Annotated in this window: 21 protein-coding genes; 7 read left to right on the top strand and 14 right to left on the bottom strand. The window is 71.0% G+C overall.

What is annotated here, in order from left to right:
- Positions 1-69: 69 nt before the first annotated feature.
- Entirely contained in the window at positions 70-1,626 is a 1,557-nt protein-coding gene (locus tag OO69_RS07825) for a hypothetical protein (protein ID WP_051800834.1), read from the bottom strand.
- A gap of 65 nt (positions 1,627-1,691) precedes the next feature.
- Positions 1,692-2,435 carry an IclR family transcriptional regulator gene (locus tag OO69_RS07820; protein WP_033279724.1) on the bottom strand — a complete coding sequence of 248 codons (744 nt, stop codon included), beginning with the start codon at positions 2,433-2,435 and terminating at the stop codon, positions 1,692-1,694.
- A gap of 127 nt (positions 2,436-2,562) precedes the next feature.
- On the opposite strand from OO69_RS07820, the gene mhpD reads away from it, so the two are divergent.
- Genes mhpD through dmpG form a run of 3 tightly spaced genes read left to right on the top strand, consistent with a single transcriptional unit; the run spans position 2,563 to position 5,350 of the window.
- Positions 2,563-3,405, top strand: coding sequence for a 2-keto-4-pentenoate hydratase (mhpD, locus tag OO69_RS07815; protein ID WP_199810901.1), 843 nt, complete (start codon positions 2,563-2,565; stop codon positions 3,403-3,405).
- Positions 3,402-4,337, top strand: coding sequence for an acetaldehyde dehydrogenase (acetylating) (locus OO69_RS07810; protein ID WP_033279723.1), 936 nt, complete (start codon positions 3,402-3,404; stop codon positions 4,335-4,337). The genes mhpD and OO69_RS07810 overlap by 4 nt, the downstream gene beginning before the upstream one ends.
- Positions 4,334-5,350 carry a 4-hydroxy-2-oxovalerate aldolase gene (gene dmpG, locus OO69_RS07805; protein WP_033279722.1) on the top strand — a complete coding sequence of 339 codons (1,017 nt, stop codon included), beginning with the start codon at positions 4,334-4,336 and terminating at the stop codon, positions 5,348-5,350. Before OO69_RS07810 ends, dmpG begins: the two co-directional genes overlap by 4 nt.
- 6 nt (positions 5,351-5,356) lie before the next feature.
- On the opposite strand, the gene OO69_RS07800 is transcribed toward dmpG, so the two are convergent.
- Positions 5,357-6,208: a helix-turn-helix transcriptional regulator gene (locus tag OO69_RS07800; RefSeq protein WP_033279721.1), complete on the bottom strand. Its 852-nt coding sequence runs from the start codon at positions 6,206-6,208 to the stop codon at positions 5,357-5,359.
- A gap of 87 nt (positions 6,209-6,295) precedes the next feature.
- On the opposite strand from OO69_RS07800, the gene OO69_RS07795 reads away from it, so the two are divergent.
- Positions 6,296-7,078 carry an SDR family NAD(P)-dependent oxidoreductase gene (locus tag OO69_RS07795; RefSeq protein WP_033279720.1) on the top strand — a complete coding sequence of 261 codons (783 nt, stop codon included), beginning with the start codon at positions 6,296-6,298 and terminating at the stop codon, positions 7,076-7,078.
- Positions 7,079-7,091: 13 nt separating this feature from the next.
- Here OO69_RS07795 and OO69_RS07790 read toward each other — a convergent pair whose 3' ends face one another.
- Genes OO69_RS07790 through OO69_RS07765 form a run of 6 tightly spaced genes read right to left on the bottom strand, consistent with a single transcriptional unit; the run spans position 7,092 to position 14,299 of the window.
- Positions 7,092-8,138, bottom strand: coding sequence for a lysylphosphatidylglycerol synthase transmembrane domain-containing protein (locus OO69_RS07790; protein ID WP_033279719.1), 1,047 nt, complete (start codon positions 8,136-8,138; stop codon positions 7,092-7,094).
- Between the two features lie 31 nt (positions 8,139-8,169).
- Positions 8,170-9,183, bottom strand: a complete 1,014-nt coding sequence (locus tag OO69_RS07785) for a VOC family protein (protein WP_033279718.1) — start codon at positions 9,181-9,183, stop codon at positions 8,170-8,172.
- Positions 9,180-10,061, bottom strand: a complete 882-nt coding sequence (locus OO69_RS07780) for an alpha/beta fold hydrolase (RefSeq protein ID WP_033279717.1) — start codon at positions 10,059-10,061, stop codon at positions 9,180-9,182. The genes OO69_RS07785 and OO69_RS07780 overlap by 4 nt, the downstream gene beginning before the upstream one ends.
- A 10-nt stretch (positions 10,062-10,071) precedes the next feature.
- On the bottom strand, positions 10,072-11,664 hold the full coding sequence (locus tag OO69_RS07775) for a bifunctional 3-(3-hydroxy-phenyl)propionate/3-hydroxycinnamic acid hydroxylase (protein ID WP_033279716.1): 1,593 nt from the start codon (positions 11,662-11,664) through the stop codon (positions 10,072-10,074).
- Positions 11,661-12,623: an amidohydrolase family protein gene (locus tag OO69_RS07770; RefSeq protein ID WP_051800833.1), complete on the bottom strand. Its 963-nt coding sequence runs from the start codon at positions 12,621-12,623 to the stop codon at positions 11,661-11,663. The genes OO69_RS07775 and OO69_RS07770 overlap by 4 nt, the downstream gene beginning before the upstream one ends.
- A gap of 59 nt (positions 12,624-12,682) precedes the next feature.
- On the bottom strand, positions 12,683-14,299 hold the full coding sequence (locus tag OO69_RS07765) for an MFS transporter (RefSeq protein WP_033279715.1): 1,617 nt from the start codon (positions 14,297-14,299) through the stop codon (positions 12,683-12,685).
- 107 nt (positions 14,300-14,406) lie between these two features.
- On the opposite strand from OO69_RS07765, the gene OO69_RS07760 reads away from it, so the two are divergent.
- The gene (locus OO69_RS07760; RefSeq protein ID WP_033279714.1) at positions 14,407-15,015 is read left to right on the top strand and encodes a TetR/AcrR family transcriptional regulator; all 609 of its coding nucleotides are present in this window, start codon (positions 14,407-14,409) and stop codon (positions 15,013-15,015) included.
- Positions 15,016-15,046: 31 nt separating this feature from the next.
- Positions 15,047-15,856 (top strand): DUF2993 domain-containing protein, encoded by an 810-nt coding sequence (locus OO69_RS07755; protein WP_033279713.1) that lies wholly within the window; start codon positions 15,047-15,049, stop codon positions 15,854-15,856.
- Positions 15,857-15,859: 3 nt separating this feature from the next.
- Here OO69_RS07755 and OO69_RS07750 read toward each other — a convergent pair whose 3' ends face one another.
- The 4 genes from OO69_RS07750 to OO69_RS07735 all read right to left on the bottom strand — a co-directional run bounded on the left by OO69_RS07750 (position 15,860) and on the right by OO69_RS07735 (position 19,207).
- A complete protein-coding gene (locus OO69_RS07750; protein ID WP_033279712.1) occupies positions 15,860-16,507 on the bottom strand; it encodes a TetR/AcrR family transcriptional regulator in 648 nt (215 codons plus the stop codon).
- Positions 16,508-16,644: 137 nt separating this feature from the next.
- The gene (locus OO69_RS07745) at positions 16,645-17,223 is read right to left on the bottom strand and encodes a hypothetical protein (RefSeq protein ID WP_033279711.1); all 579 of its coding nucleotides are present in this window, start codon (positions 17,221-17,223) and stop codon (positions 16,645-16,647) included.
- Positions 17,224-17,364: 141 nt separating this feature from the next.
- Positions 17,365-18,264: a SigB/SigF/SigG family RNA polymerase sigma factor gene (locus tag OO69_RS07740; protein WP_420707856.1), complete on the bottom strand. Its 900-nt coding sequence runs from the start codon at positions 18,262-18,264 to the stop codon at positions 17,365-17,367.
- A gap of 130 nt (positions 18,265-18,394) precedes the next feature.
- Positions 18,395-19,207, bottom strand: coding sequence for an SAM-dependent methyltransferase (locus OO69_RS07735; protein WP_033279914.1), 813 nt, complete (start codon positions 19,205-19,207; stop codon positions 18,395-18,397).
- A gap of 204 nt (positions 19,208-19,411) precedes the next feature.
- Here OO69_RS07735 and OO69_RS07730 point away from each other — a divergent pair, with 204 nt between their 5' ends.
- The gene (locus tag OO69_RS07730) at positions 19,412-20,698 is read left to right on the top strand and encodes a PP2C family protein-serine/threonine phosphatase (protein WP_234444365.1); all 1,287 of its coding nucleotides are present in this window, start codon (positions 19,412-19,414) and stop codon (positions 20,696-20,698) included.
- 40 nt (positions 20,699-20,738) lie between these two features.
- Here the strand turns inward: OO69_RS07730 and OO69_RS07725 are convergent, their stop codons facing one another.
- Positions 20,739-21,185 (bottom strand): ATP-binding protein, encoded by a 447-nt coding sequence (locus tag OO69_RS07725; protein ID WP_051800832.1) that lies wholly within the window; start codon positions 21,183-21,185, stop codon positions 20,739-20,741.
- Between the last annotated feature and the right edge of the window lie 175 nt (positions 21,186-21,360).

Genomic DNA, 21,360 nt, shown 5'->3' with positions numbered 1-21,360 from the left:
CAGGCGGCGGGCGCCCCGGCACCGAGGTACCGGGACGCCCGCCGCCCTCAACTCGCAGTCCCCGTAGGGTCATCCGGTGCCGAAGGCCCCCGTGCTGTACGCGCACTCCGTGTAGATGTAGCCCGACCTGAGCTTCGCCGTGTCCGAGGCCGGCGTCGCGGTCGAACTGTCGGGACGGTGCACGAAGTACGTCGTCCCGGTCGGCAGACTGATCGTCTTCTGCGGGTAGTTCTTGCCGGAGCTGCACGGCTTGAACCCCTTGAGCAGGGTGGTGGTGAGGGAGTACGACGTGCAGCTCCCGCAGCCCTTGAGCGTGAAGCTGCCGGTCACCGGCCCGGTGTACAGGACCGTGATGTCGTCCGGGCTGTCGTTCTTGACCGTGACGGAGATGCTGCCGCCGGACGCGGTCGTCGGGAGCTTCTTGCCGGCGGCCGGTACCGTCTTCGCCACCTCGGCGGCGATCGCGATCTTCTTGGCCCGGGCCCGGTTCTTGTCGTGCGTGTTGTTCTTCACGAAGTCGTTCATCGTGGTGAGCGCCGAGTCGAAGTCGCCGTCCTTGTACTGGTAGACGCCGCACTGATAGGCACCGGAGTCGGCGTGGCTGCTCGCCTGCTGCGCGTCCGCGCTCAACGCGTCGGCCACACCAGCCTGGCCGCCCTGAAGGCTCCCGATCTGGCTGGAGAGACTCTCCAACTCATTCACGGCCGTGCAGGGTTGGCTACCGGTGACGCCCTTCACCCCGGTGGCGACGGCCGACTTGACGGCGGGCTCGACCTGACCCGCCTGCGACGACTGCGGGAACGTGGCCAGCAGATCGCCGAAGTTCGTGGACCAGTCCGCGCGTTGGGCGGCGAGACCGGTGGAGCCGCACTCGTACAGGGAGGTGGCCAGCCGGTCGTCGGGCCAGGTGGTGAGGGTGCCCAGTTCCTTCTTGCTAATGGTGCCGGGGACGGTCCGCAGATACTTCAACTGGGGTATCGCGTCACAGTAGTTCTTCTGCGCGTAGGCGCCGGCGACCGTCGTGTAGAACGTCTTCAGCCGGTCGGGCACGCGCTTGGCCGCCCGCGAACCGGAGTGGTCGGTGCTGAGATCGTCGTAGGCGACCAGCGCCTGGCGGTAGTGGGGTTCGGCCGCCGAGAACGGCAACCTCCCCGAGTCCGCGACGAGTTGGTCGGCCGTGTCCAGCCGGTCGAGGAGCATCTGCTGGGTCGCCTCGTCGCGGGCGTTGTCGTAGAGGACGACTCCCCCGGCGGGTACGGCGAGCAGGACCAGGCCGAGCACGACCGCGACGGGCGTGGGCGAGGGCCAGGCCAGGCGGGTGCGCAGGCCCACCAACGCGCCGTGGACGGCAGCGAGTACGAGGAACACGACGTACAGCGTGACGGCGACGCCCGGGACGCCGTCCGGGTCGGCGGGCAGCGCGACCAGCAGCAGCACGATGGTCGCGACCCAGCACACGGCCATGAGCAGCCAGCGGCGCATCAGCGCGTAACCGAGCCCGAGACCACTGAGGTTGAGGAGGCCGACCGCGACGGATCTGAGTCGGTCCGGCGGGGCGGGCGGTGGGGACGACGGCATCGGCGGCACGACGAACCCCTGGACAGACCCGTACTGATTCTCGGACATGATGTTCCCCCCGTTCAACAATGCCCCCGTTACCGTGACTTGTCAGTGTACGGTCGGGTTCAGCGTCAGGACAGTGGGGTCCTCGTGGCCCCTCCGCCACGCAGCACGCGGGACAGTCCCAGCGCCGCCGTCCGTACGGCCGGGGCGAGTTGGGCGGGCCGGAAGCGGGTGCGCGGCACCGCGACCGAGAGCGCGGCGACCGCGGTGTCGCCGGCGAACACCGGGGCCGCGATGCAGCTCACCTCCAGCGCGGCCTCCTGCTCCTCGTAGGAGAGGCCGGAGACCTGGATCTTCTCCAGGGTCATACGCAGCCGGGCCGGGTCGGTGATCGAGTGCGGGGTGAGGCTCGGCAGCGGGCGGGACAGCACCTCCTCGGTCAACTCGGCGCCGGAGAAGGCGAGTAGGGCCTTTCCGACGGCCGTGCAGGTGAGGGGCAGGCTGCCGCCGATGCGGGAGGGCAGCCGCAGGGCCTCGTGGCCGTGGATGCGTTCGAGGTAGACCACCTCCATGCCCTCGCGGACGCCGAGGTGGATGGTCTCGCGGGTGGCCTCGAAGAGGTCCTGGAGGAAGGGCAGCGCCGTCTCGCGCAGATCGCGCCGGTGCGGCACCAGCGAGCCCAGCTCGAAGAGCTTCGCGCCGAGCAGATAGCGCGGGCCCGAGCGCTCCAGCCAGCCCAGCCGGACGAGGTCGGCGGCCAGCCGGTGGACCGTGGGTTTGGGCAGTCCGGTGTGCTCGGAAAGTTCCGACAGGCGGTACGGTCCGCCGCTCGGACTGAAGCAGTCCAGGATGAGCGCGGCCTTCTCCAGCATGCTGCCGCTCGCGTTGTTCCGTGTCACGGAACAAACATTGTCCCTTCGCGGGGATGCTGTCTATACCGGGATACGTACTACCCGCACCTCTCGCCCAGACCAGCACCGCTCCCCCCGGAGGTAACCCGTGCCCACCGTGCCCGACGGCGCCCATCCGGACCCCGTGTCCCCGGCCGTGGTCAAGGCCGCCGACCTGCTGGCGGAGGCCACCCGTACCGGGGTCGCCTGCCCGCCGGTGCGCGACCTGCTCGACGGCGGCGGCCTGGAGACCGCCTACGCCGTGCAGCAGCTGAACGTCCGGCGCGGTGTGGACGCCGGCCGCCGGATCGTCGGCCGCAAGATCGGCCTGACCTCCCCCGCCGTCCAGCGCCAACTCGGCGTGGACCAGCCGGACTTCGGCGCGCTGTTCGCGGACATGGCGGTGCCGGACGGCGGCGAGGTGCCCCTGGGCCGACTGCTCCAGCCGAAGGTGGAGGCCGAGGTCGCGCTCGTCCTCGGCCGGGATCTGCCGGAGCGCGAGTGCACGATCGTCGACGTGCTGCGCGCGGTGGACTTCGCGCTGCCCGCGCTGGAGATCGTCGACAGCCGGGTGCGGAACTGGGAGATCTCCCTCGTCGACACCGTCGCCGACAACGCGTCCTGCGGTCTGTACGTCCTGGGTGCCACGCCCGTACCGCTGACCGCCGTGGACCTGCGCGCGGTCACGATGACCATGACCCGGGGCGGCGAGACCGTCTCCGAGGGCACCGGCGCCGACTGCCTCGGCAGCCCCCTCACCGCCGCCGTCTGGCTCGCCTCGGCGCTCGCCGAGCGGGGCGACCCGCTGCGCGCGGGCGACCTCGTGCTGACCGGCGCCCTCGGCCCGATGACCCCGGCCGCCCCGGGCGCCGCCTTCGAGGCGCACATCTCGGACCTGGGCTCGGTACGGGTCCGCTTCGCGCAGGAAGCCGCGGAAGGGGACGCCAAGTGACGACGAAGGTCGCCATCATCGGCTCCGGCAACATAGGCACCGACCTCCTGATCAAGGTCCTGCGCCTGTCGGAGACCCTGGAGATCGCCGCCCTGGCCGGCATCGACCCCGACTCCGACGGCCTGGCCCGCGCCCGCCGCCTCAAGGTCGCCACGACCCACGAGGGTGTCGAAGGACTGGTCGCCCTGGACGAGTTCGCCGACGTCGACATCGTCTTCGACGCCACCTCGGCCGGCGCCCACCGCCACCACGAGGAGGTGCTACGGCCCCTGGGCCGCACCCTCGTCGATCTCACCCCGGCCGCCCTCGGCCCGTACGTCGTCCCGCCGGTCAACGGCGACGCCCACCTCGACGCCCCGAACGTCAACATGGTCACCTGCGGCGGCCAGGCCACGATCCCGATCGTCGCCGCCGTGGGCGCGGTCTCCCCGGTCCACTACGGCGAGATCGTCGCGTCCATCGCCTCGCGCTCGGCGGGCCCGGGCACCCGCGCGAACATCGACGAGTTCACCGAGACCACGTCTTCCGCCGTCGAGAAGGTCGGCGGCGCGGCGCGCGGCAAGGCAATCATCGTCCTCAACCCCGCCGAACCACCGCTGATCATGCGGGACACCGTGCACTGCCTGGTCTCCGACTGCGCGACCGAGGCGGTCACGGCGTCCGTCGAGGAGATGGTCGGCCGCGTCCAGGCGTACGTGCCGGGCTACCGGCTCAAGCAGAAGGTGCAGTACGACACGGTGGCCGCCGACGACCCGCTGCGCACCCTCGCGCCGGGCGCGGGCGAGCTGCTGAAGGTGTCGGTGTTCCTGGAGGTCGAGGGCGCCGCCCACTACCTCCCCGCCTACGCCGGGAACCTCGACATCATGACCTCGGCCGCGCTGCGCACCGCGGAACGCATGGCCGGCCGCATCGGCAAGGAGGCAGCGAAGTGACCCCGTCCCTCTACGTCCAGGACGTCACACTCCGGGACGGCATGCACGCCGTACGGCACCGCTACACCGTCGGCCAGGCCAGCGCGATCGCCGCCGCCCTGGACGCGGCCGGAGTGGCGGCGATCGAGATCGCGCACGGCGACGGGCTGTCGGGCTCCAGCATCAACTACGGCGTCGGCGCCCACACCGACTGGGAGTGGATCGAGGCCGTCACCGGCGCCGTACAACAGGCCATCCCCACAACGCTGTTGCTGCCCGGCATCGGAACGGTCCACGACCTCAAGCAGGCCCACGCGCTGGGCATCCGCTCGGTGCGGGTCGCCACGCACTGCACCGAGGCCGACATCTCCGCCCAACACATCAACGCGGCGCGGGAGTTGGGCATGGACGTCGCCGGGTTCCTGATGATGTCCCACATGGCCGAGCCCGCCGAACTCGCCCGCCAGGCCAAGCTGATGGAGTCCTACGGCGCGCACTGCGTCTATGTCACCGACTCCGGGGGCCGGTTGACGATGGACGGGGTCCGCGACCGCTTCCGCGCGTACCGCGAAGTCCTCGCCCCGGAGACCGAGTTGGGCATCCACGCGCACCACAACCTCGCCCTCGGCGTGGCCAACACGGTCGTCGCGGTGGAGGGCGGCGCGATCCGCGTCGACGCCTCCCTCGCGGGCCAGGGCGCCGGTGCGGGCAACTGTCCGCTGGAGGCGTTCGTCGCGGTCGCCGACCTTATGGGCTGGAAGCACGGCTGCGACCTGTTCCCGCTCATGGACGCGGCCGACGATCTCGTACGACCACTACAGGACCGCGAGGTACGGGTGGACCGCGAGACGCTCAGCCTCGGCTACGCGGGCGTGTACTCCAGCTTCCTGCGCCACGCCGAGACCGCGGCCGCGCGCTACGGCCTCGACACGCGGAGCATCCTGGTCGAGGCCGGGCGGCGGGCGATGGTCGGCGGCCAGGAGGACATGATCACCGACATCGCGCTGGACCTCGTGGCGCAGGCCGAAAGCTGATCCGCGTCAGGGGCTGATGTCCATGCTCTGCGTGCCGATGACCGACAGCAGCCGCAGGGCGCTCTCGGACGGTGTGCCGGGGACGGTCGTGTAGATCACGACCCGTTGGTCGCGGTCGCTGATGTCGAGCACGTCGCAGTTGACGGTGACCGGGCCGACCATCGGGTGCTGGAAGGTCTTGCAGAAGGTGGGCGCGGCGGCCACGTCGTGGGAGTTCCACAGTTCACCGAACTCCTCGCTCCCGGCGAGGAGTTCGGCCACCAGCTCGGTCAGCTCCGGGTCGTCGGGGTAGCGGGCGGCGGTGGCCCGCAGGTCGCGGGCGGCCCGACGGGCGAACTCGTCGGCGTCCGACACTCCGTACAGCCGTCGCCCCTCCGGACGCGGCCCGAGAAAGACCCGGCGCACCAGATTGCGGTCGCGCCGGGGAAGCGCCGAGAAGTCCTCCATGAGGGCGGCCGCGAGATCGTTCCAGGCGATCACCTCGTACGTCGCGGACAACACGAACGCCGCGGCCTGCGGCAGCCGGTGCACCAGGTCGAGGATGCTCTGCCGCACCTCGCGCGAGGGACCGGGCGGCGGGCCCGGCGGCACGCCCGCCAGGTGGTGGAGGTGGTCGCGCTCGGCGTCCGTCAGCCGCAGGGCGCGGGCCAGTCCGGCCAGTACCTCGCGCGACGGGTGCGGGCCGCGTGCCTGCTCCAGCCGGGTGTAGTACTCGGTCGAGATGAACGCCAGCTGCGCCGCCTCCTCGCGGCGCAGCCCCGGAGTACGGCGGCGCGGTCCCGCGGGCAGCCCCACCTCGGCGGGGGTGATCCGCTCCCGCCTGCTGCGCAGGAAGTCACCAAGTTCTCGTCGATCCACTCCTCCAGTGTGTACGCACACCGACGGGTCCAGCCAGGTACTGCCGGTGCCTGGATCAGCCCAGCGGACCGGCGCAGGCTCACTGCCATGACCAACACACCCACTTCCCCCTCCCTCGGCCTGCTCACCGACAAGGTCGCCTTCGTCACCGGCGCCGGGCGCGGCATCGGCGCGGCGGCGGCACGGCTGTTCGCCCGAGAAGGCGCTCAGGTACTGCTCGCGGCCCGGACGGAGGCCCAGCTGAAGTCAGTCACCGAGGACATCCGCGCGGCCGGCGGAACCGCGGACTACGTAGTGTGCGACCTGGCCGACGCGACCAGTGTCCGCGCGGCCGTCGCCCGGACCGTCGACCTGTACGGCCGCCTCGACGTGGCTTTCAACAACGGCGCGACGATCCAACGCCCGGGCCCGATGGACGAGTTGCCGGAGAGCGACTTCGACCACGTCTACGACGTGAACCTCAAAGGTGTCTGGCTCGCCATGGTCGCCCAGGTCGCCGCGATCCGCGCCACTTCGGGAACCGGCGCCATCGTCAACAACTCCTCCGTCGGCAGCCTGATGGGCAACCCCGAGCTCCCCGCCTACGGCGCGATGAAGCGCGCGGTCAACAGCCTCACCGAGTCGGCGGCCGTCACCTACGGCCCGGAGGGCATCCGGGTCAACGCCATCGCGCCGGGCGGCACGCTGACCGAGATGATCCGGACCTGGGAAGCGGACTCTCCCGGTCTCCTGGAACGCATCACACACACTCCGCTGGGGCGCATGGCCGAACCCGACGAGATCGCCCAGGCGGCGGCCTGGCTGCTCAGCGACCGCGCGTCCTTCGTGACCGGCACGGTCCTGCGGGTCGACGGCGGCGCCCGGGCCTGAGAGTCCGCCTCCGCTAGACAGCGGGCTCCCGGCGGTTGTGGCGGCGGATGATCAGCCACGTTATCCAGCCGACGCCGATGATGAACCCGAAGCTGATGATCCGGTAGAGCACGACCGTCGCGATCGCGGTGCTGGTCGCGACGCCACCCGTGACCAGTCCGAGGACCAGCGCGCTGTCGATGAGGCCGAGGCCGCCCGGGATGATCGTGAGGGTCCCGGCGGCCATGCCCGCGCAGAAGGCGAGCAGCAGTTGCGCGCTGCTGATCTGGGTGTCGCTGATGGCGTGGAAGCACAGCCACAGACAGCCCGCGTCCAGCAGCCAGTTGAGCACAGCGAAGACGGCGGCGGCGACCGCGTGCCAGGGTTCGAGCCGTGCCGTACGGAGCTGCTCGACGAAACCGCGGATGCGGTCCAGGCCCTGGGTCTCCGGAAGGTGCCGCAGCCGGTTGACCCGGGCCAGCGCGGCGCGGGTGGCCGGTTCGACCTTCTCGGGGTGGCGGGTGATGCGCCGGATGCCGACGGTGAGGAGCAGCACGGCCAGGCCGAGGGTGACGAGGCTGTGCCACTGCAGGCTGCCGTCGGAGGCGATCGCGGAGATCGCGGTGACGACGGCCAGGGCCGCCGCGGAGAGCAGGCCGGACAGCGCGATGCACCAGGAGGCGACGGCCGGGGTGGCGCCGAAGCGGCGCATCTGCTGGTAGTTGAAGTGCGTGGAGAAGGCCGGGCCGCCGGGCAGGGTGACGCTCAGCGAGTGGGCGGCATAGGCGAGGGCGACGTGCTTTTGGATCGGCACGATCACCCCGGCCGAGCGCAGCAGTCGGCGTTGCATGCGCGCGTAGCAGCCCATGGCGGCCACTTCGGCGACGAGCGCGACGGCGAACCAGTTCAGCCGGGGTGCGCGCAGCTGCGACAGCGCGGAGGCCAACGACGGCCAGCCCAGCGCCAGTTCGGTGGTGAACAGGGCGAGCAGGACCGTGATCACCACCGGGCGCAGCCAGCGTCGGGTGCGATGCGGGGCAGCGTCGGCCGGTTCGGTGGCGGTGGTGTCCGGAGCGTGCACAGGCAGGACCGTCGATTTCGTGAAGTGAGCTTCAGCCGTCGGCGTTGCCGGCACCGCTCAATGCGGGGACGGCGTCCTCCGAGGAGACGAGGGAGCGGGCGCCGAGGCGGAACTGTGCCAGTTTATCCACGATGGTCCGGCCGACCGGCGTGTGCCCCCAGATGCTGATGCCCTGGTGGGTACCGGGCTCCCAGGTCGCCTCGTCCACGACGACGGGATTCCAGCCGACCTCCCACTCGAAACCCGACGGAGTACGGGCGTAGTACGACAGCTCCCTGTCGTTGGTGTGCTGCCCGACGGACAGCGCCATGTCGAAGCCGAGTTCGCACACGCGCTGGTAGCTCCGGGCGAGGTCGTCGAGCCCGGCCGCCTGGATGTTGAGGTGCTGGACGCGGGTGCGGACGGGGTCGACGGGCAGCCCGCGCACGGCGGCGATCGCGACGGAGTGGTGCCGCTCGTTGACCCGCAGAAAGCGGATCTTGAGCTTGACGCCGCTGATGGTCTCCTCGATGTAGTCCGTCAGCCGGGCGTCGAAGACGGTGTCGAAGTACCCCCGCACCTGGGCGGGCTTGGTGGACGTGATCGCGACATGGCCCATCCCGGAGTCACCGGTCACGAACCCGGAGGCCAGCATGCGCAACGGCTCGGCGGACCGCACCGGAGTGGTGTAGATCTCCTGCACGATGCCCTTGGGCCCGGGAAAACGCACGAACCGCTCGACTCCACGCAGCGCCGCCTCCTCGGCGCTACCCACGACGACCGGGACGCCGTGGGCCCGCACCCGGGCCTCGATCCGCTCGAAGGCGGCATGGTCGTCGACATGCCACCCGGTCGCCACGACGTCCTCGGCCGGCCCGCGCCGCACCAGGAACCGGCACTCCTGCTCGTCGAGACGGAACCGCATCAGCCCGGTGTCGAGGTCGTCACGGTGCATCCCGATGGCGTCGGTGCCGAAGCGGCGCCAGTCGGCGAGGCGCTCGGTCTCGATGACGATGTAGCCGAGATGGACCGAGCCGAACACAGAGGCGGTGCCGGGCCCGTTCATCGCCGCCCCGCCAGGAAGTCCGCGCACACCCGGTTGAACAGCTCGGCACGCTCCCACTGCACCCAGTGCCCGGTGTTGGCCACCTGATAGAGGTCGCAGTTGGGCATCCTGTCGGCCAACAGGGCGCCCCCGGAAGGCCTGTTGACCTTGTCCGCCGCACCCCACAGCACCAGCGTCGGCACAGGCAGCCGCGGCAGCCGCCGATCCCGGGTGAAGTCCATCTTCCACAGCGTGCGCAGGGCATCCCGCCCGGACGGCCGCCGCAACGGCGGGGCGGCGACCACCTCGGGATCGATGCTGGCCGCGTAGCGCGCGTCGATGAGGGCGTCCGGCACATCGGCCGCGTTGAAGACGAGGTAGGTGCGGATGAACTTCTCCAGCTTCAGCCGCGAAGGCCCCTCCCTGGAGTAGTAGTTGAGCAGGCTGTTGAGCCCAGGAGTGGGCAGGGCACGGGTGGTACCGACACCGCCGGGGCCCATCAGCACCATGCGGTCGACCCGCTCCGGGGTGTCCAGGGCCAGCCGCAGCGCGCAGGCACCGCCGTAGGAGTTGCCGACCAAGTGGGCCTTGTCCAGACCGAGTTGGTCCATCAGCCCACGGATACCGTCCGCCAGGTACCCGAACGGGTCGGAGCCGTCGATGCCCTTGGTACTGCGACCGTAGCCGGGCAGATCGGGCACGATGACCCGGTACTCCTTGGCCAACTCCTCGATGTTGCGGGAGTAGTTGGTGACACCCGAGGCGCCGGGTCCGCCACCGTGCAGCAGCAGTACGGACGGCCCCTCCCCCAGCTCCGCGACGAAGATCTTCTTGCCGGCGATGTCGAGCAGTGACTCCTGCATCGAGGGAAGGGGAGGCGCTGCGGTGCGCTTGGTCATGCTGGATTCCTCACTGCGTGGTCGAGGCGGTCGTGCACCGCACCGGGGCGAATCCGGCGGGTGGCGGCGGGAGTTGGGCCCCGGCGCGGGCGGCGGCATAGACGTACGCGTCCGGGCGCAGGGCGAGCGTGGCCGCCCGGTGCCTGGTCAGCCAGGGCAGCAGCACGCCGTCGCTGTCGACGAGGGTGTCCTCGGCGGGACGGGATCCGGCGGGCGTGACGGTCAGCGAGGGAACGCCCAGGCGAACCCAGGCGGGTTGGGGCGTGGGCGGTCCGGCGTGCAGGAGCAGCCAGCGGCCGCCGAGCACGTCGTCCAGGCGGACGCGCTCCCCGTCCGGTCCGGTCACCCAGGGCTGCGGGAGCTGATGCCCGGAGGCCTTGGTGCGCGGGTGGGCCTGGAGGCCGTCGGCGTAGTGGGCGACGGGTATCCAGTTGGAGTCCTGCAGCCACTTGCCGAAGCCCCGTATCCGGTTGAGCGGGCGCAGTACCGCGTCGCGCAACCGGGCTGCCGCAGGCCGCCGTTCGGTGATGATCCGGCCGACGAACACCGCCCGCCGGGTCACCTCCTTGACGTGCGGCTTGCGTTCGGCCTCGTAGGAGTCGAGGGCCGTGTCGGGCAGTTCGCCGCGCAGTACGGCGGCCAGTTTCCAGCACAGGTTGGCCGCGTCGCGGACGCCTGCGGCCATGCCCTGGCCGATCCACGGGGGCATCGCGTGGGCGGCGTCACCGGCGAGGAAGACGCGGCCCACGCGGAAGCGGGCGGCGAAGCGCACATGGTGGCTGTAGACGGTGGCCCGCAGGACCTTGACGTTGTCCCGGCCGATCCCGTAGCGGGACACCAGGTCGTACACCGCGTCGTCGGTGGTCAGCCGGCGTTCGTCGTCGCCCGGGAGGATCGGGAACTCCCAGCGGTGATGGCCCAGCGGTGTCGGGCAGTCCACGGCGGGCCGCGCCGGATCGCAGCGGAAGCGCAGCCGGTCGTGGTCCGGCCACGGCTCGAGCATCTCGGTGTCGATGACGACCCAGCGGTCCTCGTACGTCCGTCCCTCGTAGCCCACGTTGAGCTGCGCGCGGGTGAGGCTGGAGCCGCCGTCGGCGGCGATGACGTAGGAGGCATGCAGACGTCGTACGGAGTCGTCGGCGGCGAGCACCGTCAACTCCACACTCTCCGGCCCCTGTTGGACCCGCAGGCACTCGTGGCGGAGCAGGATCTCCACGTTCGGGTAGCGGTCGGCGCCGTTGCGCAGGACGCGTTCCAGGGCTGGCTGGTAGATGAACATCTGCGGTGGGTGGCCGTGGCCGCGCGGGGTCGGGTGCGCGGTGAGGAAGGGGCGGCCGCGGGCGTCGACGAAGTCGACGGGGCGTTCGGGGAGCATGTCGAGCTTGAGCCGTTCCGCCAGGCCGACGCGCTGCCAGATGCGGACGACCTCCTCGTCGGTGGAGATGGCCCGGGCCCGGGTGAAGATCTCGGCGTCGCGCTCCAGCACGACGACCCGCAGGCCCAGCGCGCCCAGGAGGTTCGCGGCGGTGACTCCCGTGGGGCCGTAGCCGATCACCGCCACGTCGTAGGCGCCGTCCTCGGCGCGGGGTCGAACTCCGCTCACCGGGCGGCCACTTCGTCGCCCCTGCCGTACCGGTTCTTGAAGAGTTCCTTCGCGCTCCCGGAGTTGATCGCGTCGAGCTGGCCGGGCTCGAAGCCGTCGTAGCCGTCGAGGAGGGAGTCGAGGATTCCGCCGCTCTCCTCGGGGGCGAAGGGGAAGTCGCTGCCGTAGAGGATGTGTCCGGGTCCCGCGAAGGCCAGCAGGGAAGGGAGGGCGGCCGGGGTGGAGGACAGCGCGGTGTCGAAGTAGAAGCGCTGGAGGTCGGTGAGGATGCCGAGGGGGGTGGTGCCGGGGTTGAACTGGGCGCCGGCGGTGAACCGCCAGGCGGCGTACGGCAGGAAGCCGCCCGCGTGGGAGAGGATCACCTTCATCCGGGTGTGCCGGCTCATCACGCCGTTGAGCGTCATGTGCACCGCGGTGCGGGTGGTGTCGAAGGGGAAGTCCAGCAGCGGGCTGGGCATGCCTTCGAGCATGGGTATCGGCGGTGCGGTGGGGTGGACGAAGACCACGGCGGCGCGGGCATCCAACTCGGCCCAGAGCGGCTCGAATTCCTTGTCGCCGAGGTAGCGGCCGTAGACGTTGGACATCAACACCATGCCATCCGCGCGCAGTTCGTCCAGTGCGTACGCCGTCTCGGCGAGCGCGCCGTCCACGTCGGGCAGGGGCACGCTGGCGAAGAAGCCGAAGCGGTCGGGGTGGTCCTTGGCCAGTTCCGCGCTGTATTCGTTGACAGTTCGGGTGATCGCGCGGGACTCCGTGTCGTCGCCGAAGTGGGTGCCCGGTGAGCTGATGGAGAGGATGCCGGTGGCTATGGACCGGCGGTCCATCATCGCGAGCGCGCTCTCCGCGTCCCAGGCCGGCGTGGGCCAGCCGCCGGCCGTCATCTCGTGACGGTCCATCAACTTCCGGTAGGCGGGCGGGAGGAGGTGCTGGTGGACGTCGATGCGGTACGGGGTGGACATGTTCTCTCGCTTCCTCGTCTTCGGGCGGGCCCGCCAACGGGCGGTGCGTGTCGAGGAGTTCAGACGGAGTCGGCGTGCTCCTGCTCGCGGCCGGTCTCCGTCGCCGTCTCCTCCGACTCGGGCGCGTTGGTGGCTCGGCGGCCCGGCAGGACCGCGAGGACGATCAGCGTGCCGGCGGCCATGATGATCCCGCCGACCAGGCTGGTCTGGGCAACGCCGTGGGCGAAGGCCTCGTGCACGGCGTCGACCAGGGCCTGTGCCTGCTGCGGTCCGGCGGAGGGCGTCTTCGCGATCTGCTGGGCGACCGCCAGGCCGCCGCCGACCGAGTCCTTGGCGGTGTCCAGCGCGGCGGCGGGGAGGTGGCCGCCGACCAGGTCGGTCAGCTTGTCCTTGTAGGTGGTGCCCAGCAGCGAGCCGAGGATGGCGATACCGAGGGAGCCGCCCAATTCCAGCGCGGTGTCGTTGGCACCGCCGCCGACACCCAGCTCGTTCTCCGGGAAGGAACCCATGATCGTGTCCGTGGCCGGGGACACGCTGAGCCCGATCGCGAAGCCCAGCAGCATCATCGTGGGCAGGAAGTCGCCGTAGGTGGAGGCCTTGTCGACCTGGGTGAGCAGGAGGACGCCGACGGTGCCGAGCACCATGCCGGTCACGACCATCGGCTTCATGCCCAGCTTGGGAGTCAGCCGCCCGGTGACCACGGCGCCGAGGAACACGGCACCCGCCAGCGGCAGCAGTCGTACGCCCGTCTCCAACGCGTCGTAGCCGAGGACGAATTGGAGGAACTGCGTGGCGTAGTAGATCGCGCCGAACGTGCCGAAGAAGAAGAACAGCACCGCCATCATCGAGCCGCTGAAGGACCGCTGTGCGAACTTGCGGACGTCGAGCATGGGGTGCGGGTGGCGCAACTCCCAGGCCACGAAGGCGGGTAGACCGATCGCGGCGACGACGGCCGCGGTGACCGGACCCGCGCCCCAGCCGAAGTGCGGGCCCTCGATGATCGCGTAGACCAGGCTGCCGACCGAGACGATGGAGAGCAGACCGCCCACGTAGTCGATGCGGCCCATCCCCTCCGCCTTGGACGGCGGGACGAGGACGAGGGCGCCGACGACCGCGGCGAGGGCGATGGGCACGTTGATCAGGAACGTCGAACCCCAGGCGTGGTCCTCCAGGAGCCAGCCCGCGACCAGCGGGCCGACGGCGATGGCCAGGCCCGAGGTGGCGGTCCAGGCCGTGATGGCCCGCGCCCGCTCACGCTTCGGGAAGATCGCGACCAGCAGGGACAGCGTGGCCGGCATGACCACGGCCGCACCCACACCCATGACCGCGCGGGCCGCGATGACCAGCCCGGTCTCGTGGACCAGGCTGCCCATCACCGATCCCCCGGCGAAGATCACCAGGCCGGTGAGGAGCGCGCCACGACGGCTGTACTTGTCGCCGATCGCGCCCAGCACGAGCATCAGCGCGGCGTACGGGACGGTGTAGCCGTCGATGACCCACTGCAGATCACTGCTGCTCAGGCCCAGGTCCGTGGTCATGTCGGGGGCGGCCACGATCAGCGAGGTGTTCGCCATGACGACGATCAGCAGGCTCAGACAGAGCACGATCAGGGCGGACCAGCGCCGTGTGTACGGCCCGGTCATCTTGTCGACGGGGGTGGTGACGAAGAGCGGCATCGCAGACTCCAGGACGGCATTAATTGCTCACTGATGTGCAGACTATTTTATTGCTCAGCGATGTGCAACTATGCCGGGACGAACCAGCCCCGCCAGGAGGTGCCAAAGTGACCGGCCGCAGCAGCGCCAAGGCGCACGCCACCCGCGCCCGCATCCTGGAAGCGGCCCGGCGGGAACTGGGCCGCGACCCCGACAGCAGCCTCGGGGACATCGCGGAGGCGGCCGGCGTCGCGCGGCGCACCCTCTACGAGCACTTCGCCGGTCGGGCCGCGCTCGTCCAGGGCCTGGCGGCGGACGCCGGGGAGGCGGTACGGCGTGCGAGTGCCCTCGCCCGGGCGCCGACGCCGGACGCCGTGACCGCACTGGCCCGCGTCGTCCTCACGCTCTGGCCGGTCGGCGACCGCTACCGCATGCTCATCGCCCTCGCCCACCGCGACCTCGGCCCCGACCGGGTCGGCGCGCTGCTCGGCCCGGCCCGTGACGCGGTCACCGGGATCCTCGCCCGCGGTCAGCGGCAGGGCGTCTTCCACGCCACCGTCCCGCCGGGCCCGCTCGGCAGAGCCCTTGAGGCACATGTGCTGGCGCTGCTGGACAGCGTCAACTCCGGCCTCTGGACCGACGACGGCACAGCCACCACCACCTCGGCCCTGATCGCCATGGGCGTCGGACCCGACCTCGCGACCACCACGGTTCACCGCCTGCGGCCGTCCCCTTGAATCCCGTCACATCCCGCGCTGAAGGAGACCCATGCACCCGTACGACTACGCCGACGCCACGTTCGCCGCGTACGAGCCCGGTGACGCCCGCCCGCCCCGGCGGAACCGCCGACCGGTCGTCATCGCCCTCGGCGCGCTGCTCGCGCTGGTCCTCGTGCCCGTCGCCGGTGACCGCTTCGCGGCAGCCCGGGTGGAGTCCCGTACGGCCAAGGCGTTCCAGGAGGGCATGCACACTCCCTCGGCGCCGGAGGTCCATGTGCGGGGCTTCCCCGTGCTGACGCAGCTGGCCGCCGGCACCCTGCGGGACGTGGACATCACCGCGCACGACATACCGGCGAGCGGTACCACCGGCCCGCTGCCGGTGAGCGAACTCTCCCTGCGACTGCAGGAGTTGAAGAGGTCCGACGACGACACGGAGGCACTGGCCCGCTCGGCGGAGGCGACCGCCCTGTTGTCCTACGCGGACGTGTCCGACGCCCTGGGGCTGGAGATCTCGCGGGGCGCCCGTCCCGACCAGGTCCGCGCGAGCGTCCTGCTGCCCACCGGCGACGACATCACCGTGGCGACGACCGTCTCGGTGCTGTCAGGCAACCGCATCTCCTTCAAGGACTTCCAGGTCACGGGCGGTCTGCTCCCCGAGGTGGGGCGAGTCGCGCTCAGCAGGGTTTTCGAGCGGCCCATCCAGCTGCGCAACATCCCTCAGGGCCTGCACCTGCGCTCCGTCACCGCGACGGAGAGCGGGCTGACCGCCCGGCTGTCGGGCAAGTCGGTCACCTTCAGGTCCGACGACGGCTCGCGGGGCGATGCGGTGGAGGGCGACTCGTCGTACGGGAACGCCTGAGGCTCAGTCGTCCGCGACGGCGCCGTCCCCCGGCGCGATCTCGTCCACCACGACCCGCGCCTGCTTCTCCGGCACACCGGCCGCGATGAGCGAGGCGACCGCCACATGGGTCCCGTCGTCCTCCAACTCCCCGGAGTTGACCTCTTCGAGCAGGGCGATCGCCATGGCTTCGAGTCCGGCGCTCAGCGCGACGGCCGGCAGCTGGGTGTGGAAGACGCCGTCGCGCTGGCCGCGGTCCAGGATGGCGGTGGCCGCGCCGCGGGCCGGTGACAGGATCTCGGTGACACGCTCCACGCCCAGGTCGCGCCGGGCCAGCGCCAGGAGGAGCCGGTAGCGGTCGCCCACGGTCCACATCGACAGCACGAAGCGCGCGTACGCCCGCTCGGCCGGCTCCGCACCGGACGGCGCCGAATCGGCGGGCAGCGCTGCCCGCAGGGCCTCCGACGCCTCCTCGGCCAGCGCCTCCAGCAATGCCTCCCGGCCGGGGAAGTGCCCGAACAGCGTGCGCCGTACGACGCCGGAGGCGCGGGCGATCTCCTCCAGGGTGATGTCGGGGTTCAGTCCGAGTTCCCGGCGGGCCGTGGCCAGGATGCGTTCCCGGTTGGAGCGCGCGTTGCTTCGCTGGGGGACACGGGCCGGGGGCTTGGTCACGGACAACCTCGGTGAAGTGCGGGAGCTACGGAGCGGGGCGAGCGGTACGTCCAGTCTGGCACGCACCCTCGCCCCCTTGGCGGCACGGCACCACAGGCACCCGCCTCCAGCTGCCCTTCCCGCCCGCTGTCCGTCGATCAGTAGTAGGCGCGAAGGTAGCGGTCGAGCCGGGAGCGGGCGTTGTCCACGCTCAGGCCGAGCGCCTTGCCGAGCGCCTCGCCCGGCACGTCGTCGGCCTGCGCCCCGTACGCCGCCTCCTTGCCGACCCGGGCGGCCAGGCGCTCCAGGATGGCCACGGCCTTCAGCGCGGCGACCGGCGCCGCGTCCGAGAGCGCGTCGAGGCGTTCCTCCAACTGCTCGATCAGCTCGGAGAGTTCCTCCGGCAACGGGACCGTCCGGCGTTCGACCGCGTGGATGTGTTCCCACCACTCGTCGTACGCGCCGGAGGTGTCCAGGTCGTCGAGGTCGTGGTCCTCGACCTGGTCCCAGTCGATGGGATGGCCGTCCCCGCGCCAGCCGCACGCGCAGGAGGCCCGCCAGGCAGCCGCCTTGGGCCGGCCCAGCCAGCCGTTGTAGGCCCACCACTCACGTGTCTCGAACATGGAACTGCCGCTGCCCACATCCAGATACACGGACTTCGGCTCACTGCCGTCGGCGAGGACCGCCCCCACGATGCCCTCGTGGGACTCCCCGAACTCCTCACTCCGCCACGCCACAACTCCCCCTTCCGGCAACCCCGCGACGGCCGGGCGGGCACCTGAGGTGCCGGCCCGGCCACAGTACGAGAGTGCCGCAGAACGGACATCCGGGGAGGGTGAAATCACCCAACAGCCCGGATTGTTGGGCCGGATCGCCCGTCAGGCGACCGCGGGGTCGAGCAGCCCCGCGCGCAGGCGGCGGAGCATCCGGCTGATGAGCCGGGACACGTGCATCTGGGAGACGCCGAGTTCCTCGCCGATCTCGGCCTGGGTGCGCTCCTCGACGTAGCGCATGTGGATGATCTTCCGCTCGCGCTCGTCGAGTTCGGCGATGAGGGGGGCCAAGGAGCTGAGGTCGTCGACCAGTTCGAGACCCGGGTCGTCCGAGCCGATGACGTCGGCCAGCACGGTCTCGCCCTCGGCGCCCGCGTCGGAGCTGAGCGCGGCGTCGAGCGAGGAGGAGGTGTAGCCGTTGGACGCCTTGCGGGCCTCGATGACCTCTTCCTCGGTCAGGCACATCAGCTCGGACAGCTCACGTGTGGTCGGCGTACGGCCGAGGCGGGACCGCAGTTCCTCGGTCGCCTTGGCCAGCTCGACGCGGGCCTCCTGCAGCCGTCGCGGCACGTGGACGGCCCAACTGGTGTCGCGGAAGAAGCGCTTGATCTCGCCGACGATGTAGGGGACGGCGAACGAGGTGAACTCCACCTGGCGGGTGAGCTCGAACCGGTCGATCGCCTTGATGAGTCCGATCGTGCCGACCTGGACGATGTCCTCCATCTCGTTGTTGCTACGGCTGCGGAAGCGCGCGGCCGCGTAGCGCACGAGGGAGAGGTTCATCTCGATCAGGGTGTTGCGCACGTACTGGTGCTCGTGGGTGCCCTCCTCCAGCGAGGCCAGCCGGTCGAAGAACTGGCGCGACAGCTCACGCGCGTCCTTCGGGCTCACCTTCGACGGCTCGGCGATCAGCGGAAGAGCCTCCCCCGTCATCGGGAACGCCTCTCCGGCCGTCGTCCGCCGTCCCGCCGTGGCCGGTGCCTCCGCTGCCGTCACGGCTGCCATAACGCCCACCCCATTCGTCCGAAGAAACTGTCGACAAGAGGCCCCTGCCCCGGTTCTCGCGACTCATTCCCCCTCATCCGGCCAAATCCGGGGCGCGCGCCTCGTTTTCCGCGGCCGAAGTGCCCGCGGCCTACGCGTTCTTGGAGCCGACGCCCGCGTAGACCCAGTACTCGGAGGGGTTTTCGGGGATCTCGTCCGCCGGGTCCGGGCGCCACAGGGGGACATAGGTCAGGCCGGGCGCGACGAGGTCGAAGCCGTCGAACAGGCCGAGGATCTCGTCGTAGGAACGGGCGGTGACGGGCGAAGTCGCCCTGGAGCTGTACAACTTGCCCACGGCGGCGGCCGTGTCCGGGCGGTCCTCGTTGGTGGCGTGGCTCATCGCCAGCCAGCTGCCGTCGGGCAGTTCGTCGCGGAAGGCGGCGACGATGCCGGCCGGGTCCTCCGCGGGCGAGACGAAGTGCAGGATCGTGATCATCAGGACGGCGACGGGCTGCTCGAAGTCGATCAACTTCCGTACCTGCGGCGAGGACAGGACGTCGGCCGGTCTGCGGATGTCGCCGTCGACGATGTCCGCGTCCGGGTTGTCGGCGAGCAGGGAGGTGCTGTGGGCGACGGCCACCGGGTCGTTGTCCACGTAGACCACGCGGGCTCCGGGGCTGGCGGCCTGCGCTACCTCGTGGACGTTGCCCTGGGTGGGGATGCCCGAGCCGAGGTCGATGAACTGCCGTACGCCGGAGTCGACCAGGAAGCGCACGGCCCGGCCGAGGAAGTCGCGGTTGGCGCGGGCCAGGGTGCGCACCTGGGGGTCGATCGCGGTGAAGGCCGCCAACGCCTCGCGGTCTATGGCGAAATTGTGTTCACCGCCCAGCATCGCGTCGTACATTCGGGCGACACTCGCCTTGCGAGGATCGATCCCCTGCGGCAGACCTGCGCTGTCCTGCACCACAACTCCCTTTCGCCCCAGGTTCCTTGACGCGTCATCATATAGTTGCCGAGGAAAACACGGCAGACCGCTTGCCCCCACGCCACGCGGCCGGTCCCCACCCGGAAAGGCACGACCCTGCGGAACCAACCGCGCAGTCACCACGGTGACGCACCCTCTGCCGGGCCCCCACGCCGCAGGCAGGCCTTCGCCCCCGCCGCGGACGTGATCGGCTCGGAGCTCGACCTGCGGCTGACCGGCAGCCATGTCGTGCACGCGCTGACGCCCGGGTTCTGCGACGCGGCGTCGGTGTATCTGCTGGAGCGGTGGGTGCTGGAGGAGAACGCGTATCCCGCCGTGGATCCGCCGCAGATAGAGGCGCGCCGGCTGGCGGTGCGGGTGGGCACGGAGGCGCCCGAGAGCTGGGACGGGGTGCTGCCGGTCGGCGAGGTGGTCGTCTTCCCGCGCGAGACCCCGTACGCACGCGCCCTCGCCAGCGGGCACTCGCAGGTCCTCGACGGAGTGGACAAGCACACCTCCGAGCGGCTGCTGGCCTCCGCGGGCGGCGACGCGCGGCGCATAGACGACCTGCTGGAGACGGCGTCCTTCCTCGTCGTCCCGCTCCAACTGCGGGGCGCCACCGTCGGGTTCATCGCGTGCACGCGCGGCCCGGACCGGGACCCGTTCCTGCCCGGCGAGGCCGTGGCCGTCGAGTCACTGGCGGCGCGGGCCAGTGTGGCGCTGGACAACGCGCGCCGCTACGAACGCGAGCGCCGCACCGCGCTGGCCATCCGCAACAGCCTGCTCCCCGACCCGGCCCAGGCGTTCCACGGCTGCCGCATCGCGCACGGCTATCTCCCGGCCGGCCAGGGCAACATCATCGGCGGCGACTGGTTCGACGTCCTGCCCCGCCCCGGCGGTCGGGTCGGCCTGGTCGTCGGCGACGCGATGGGCCACGGCCCCGAGTCCGCCGTCGCGATGATCCAGCTGCGTACCGCCGTGCGCACGCTGGCCCGCCTCGACATGGAACCGGCCGAACTCATGCGCAGGCTGGACGAGTTGGCCTACGACACCCCGGGCGCGTCCTTCGCGACCTGCATCTACGCCGAGTGGGACGCCCGGGCGCACTCCTGCACGCTGGTCGGCGCCGGCCACCCGCCGCCGCTGCTGCGCGGCCCGCACGGACCGGCCCTGCCGGTCACGCTCGCCAGCGCCGGACTGCCGCTGGGGCTCGGCACGGGCAACTACGAGGCCACGGTGCTGACCATCGACGAACCGGCCCTACTGCTGTTGTACAGCGACGGGTTGGTCGAGTCGCGGCACGCCGACATCGACCAGGAGATCGCCGGTCTCGCCCAAGCCCTGGACACGGCGGCCGCCGAGCCCACGCCGGACGGCGGACCGGAGACGTTCCCCTCGCTGTGCGAACGGCTGCTGCGGGCCCCGTCCGCGACGCCCGGGGCGGACGACCGCACCCTGCTGCTGGCCGAGTTGACGCCCGCGACCACCTGAACAGGCCGCGGGCGTCCTCGCCCCCTCCGCGTGTCCGGCGTCAGTAGCCGGTGGACAGTGTGGCCCACACGGCTTTTCCGCCGGTGAGCGCCGACCGGTCGACCCCCCAAGTGTCCGCGATGGCCTGCACGATGAACAGTCCGCGCCCGCTCTCGTCGTCGACGCACGGCTCGCAGCGGGCGAGATCACTGCCCGTGTAGTCGTGGTCGTGGACCTCGATGCGCAGACTACGGTCGGTGACGAGACCGACACCGCAGAGGAGTCTCGCGCTGGGTGTGTGGCACACCCCGTTGGTGGCCAGCTCGGAGATGAGCAGGACCGCGTCGTCGCGTACGCCCTCGGGCAGCTGCCACTTGGCGAGTTGCGCGCCCATGGCGTGCCGGGCGGTCCGGACGCCGGAGCGGTGCGCGGGAAGTTCCAGCCAGTGCGCCAGGTCCGGGCTGACGACGTCTAAGAGCTGCGGGGAGGGAGTCGTGTGGGGGGACACGGTGGTTCGCCTTCCATCGGGGGCGGGCGCAGGCGGGAGACGCACGGCATCAGCAACAGGCCTGCCGTGGATGGGGTGTTCCAGCCTGAGGCCGAGGTCGCTCACACAAGTAACTATGCCCATAGCTCAGTTCAAGCTGCAACCGACTCCCTGATAATTTCAGAACGTCGGTTTC

The sequence above is a fragment of the Streptomyces sp. NRRL F-525 genome (assembly GCF_000716605.1).
In the GTDB taxonomy this organism is placed as follows: Bacteria; Actinomycetota; Actinomycetes; order Streptomycetales; family Streptomycetaceae; genus Streptomyces.
Note: the sequence above shows the minus strand (reverse complement) of the source record. Positions and strands in the feature narration are given on the sequence as shown.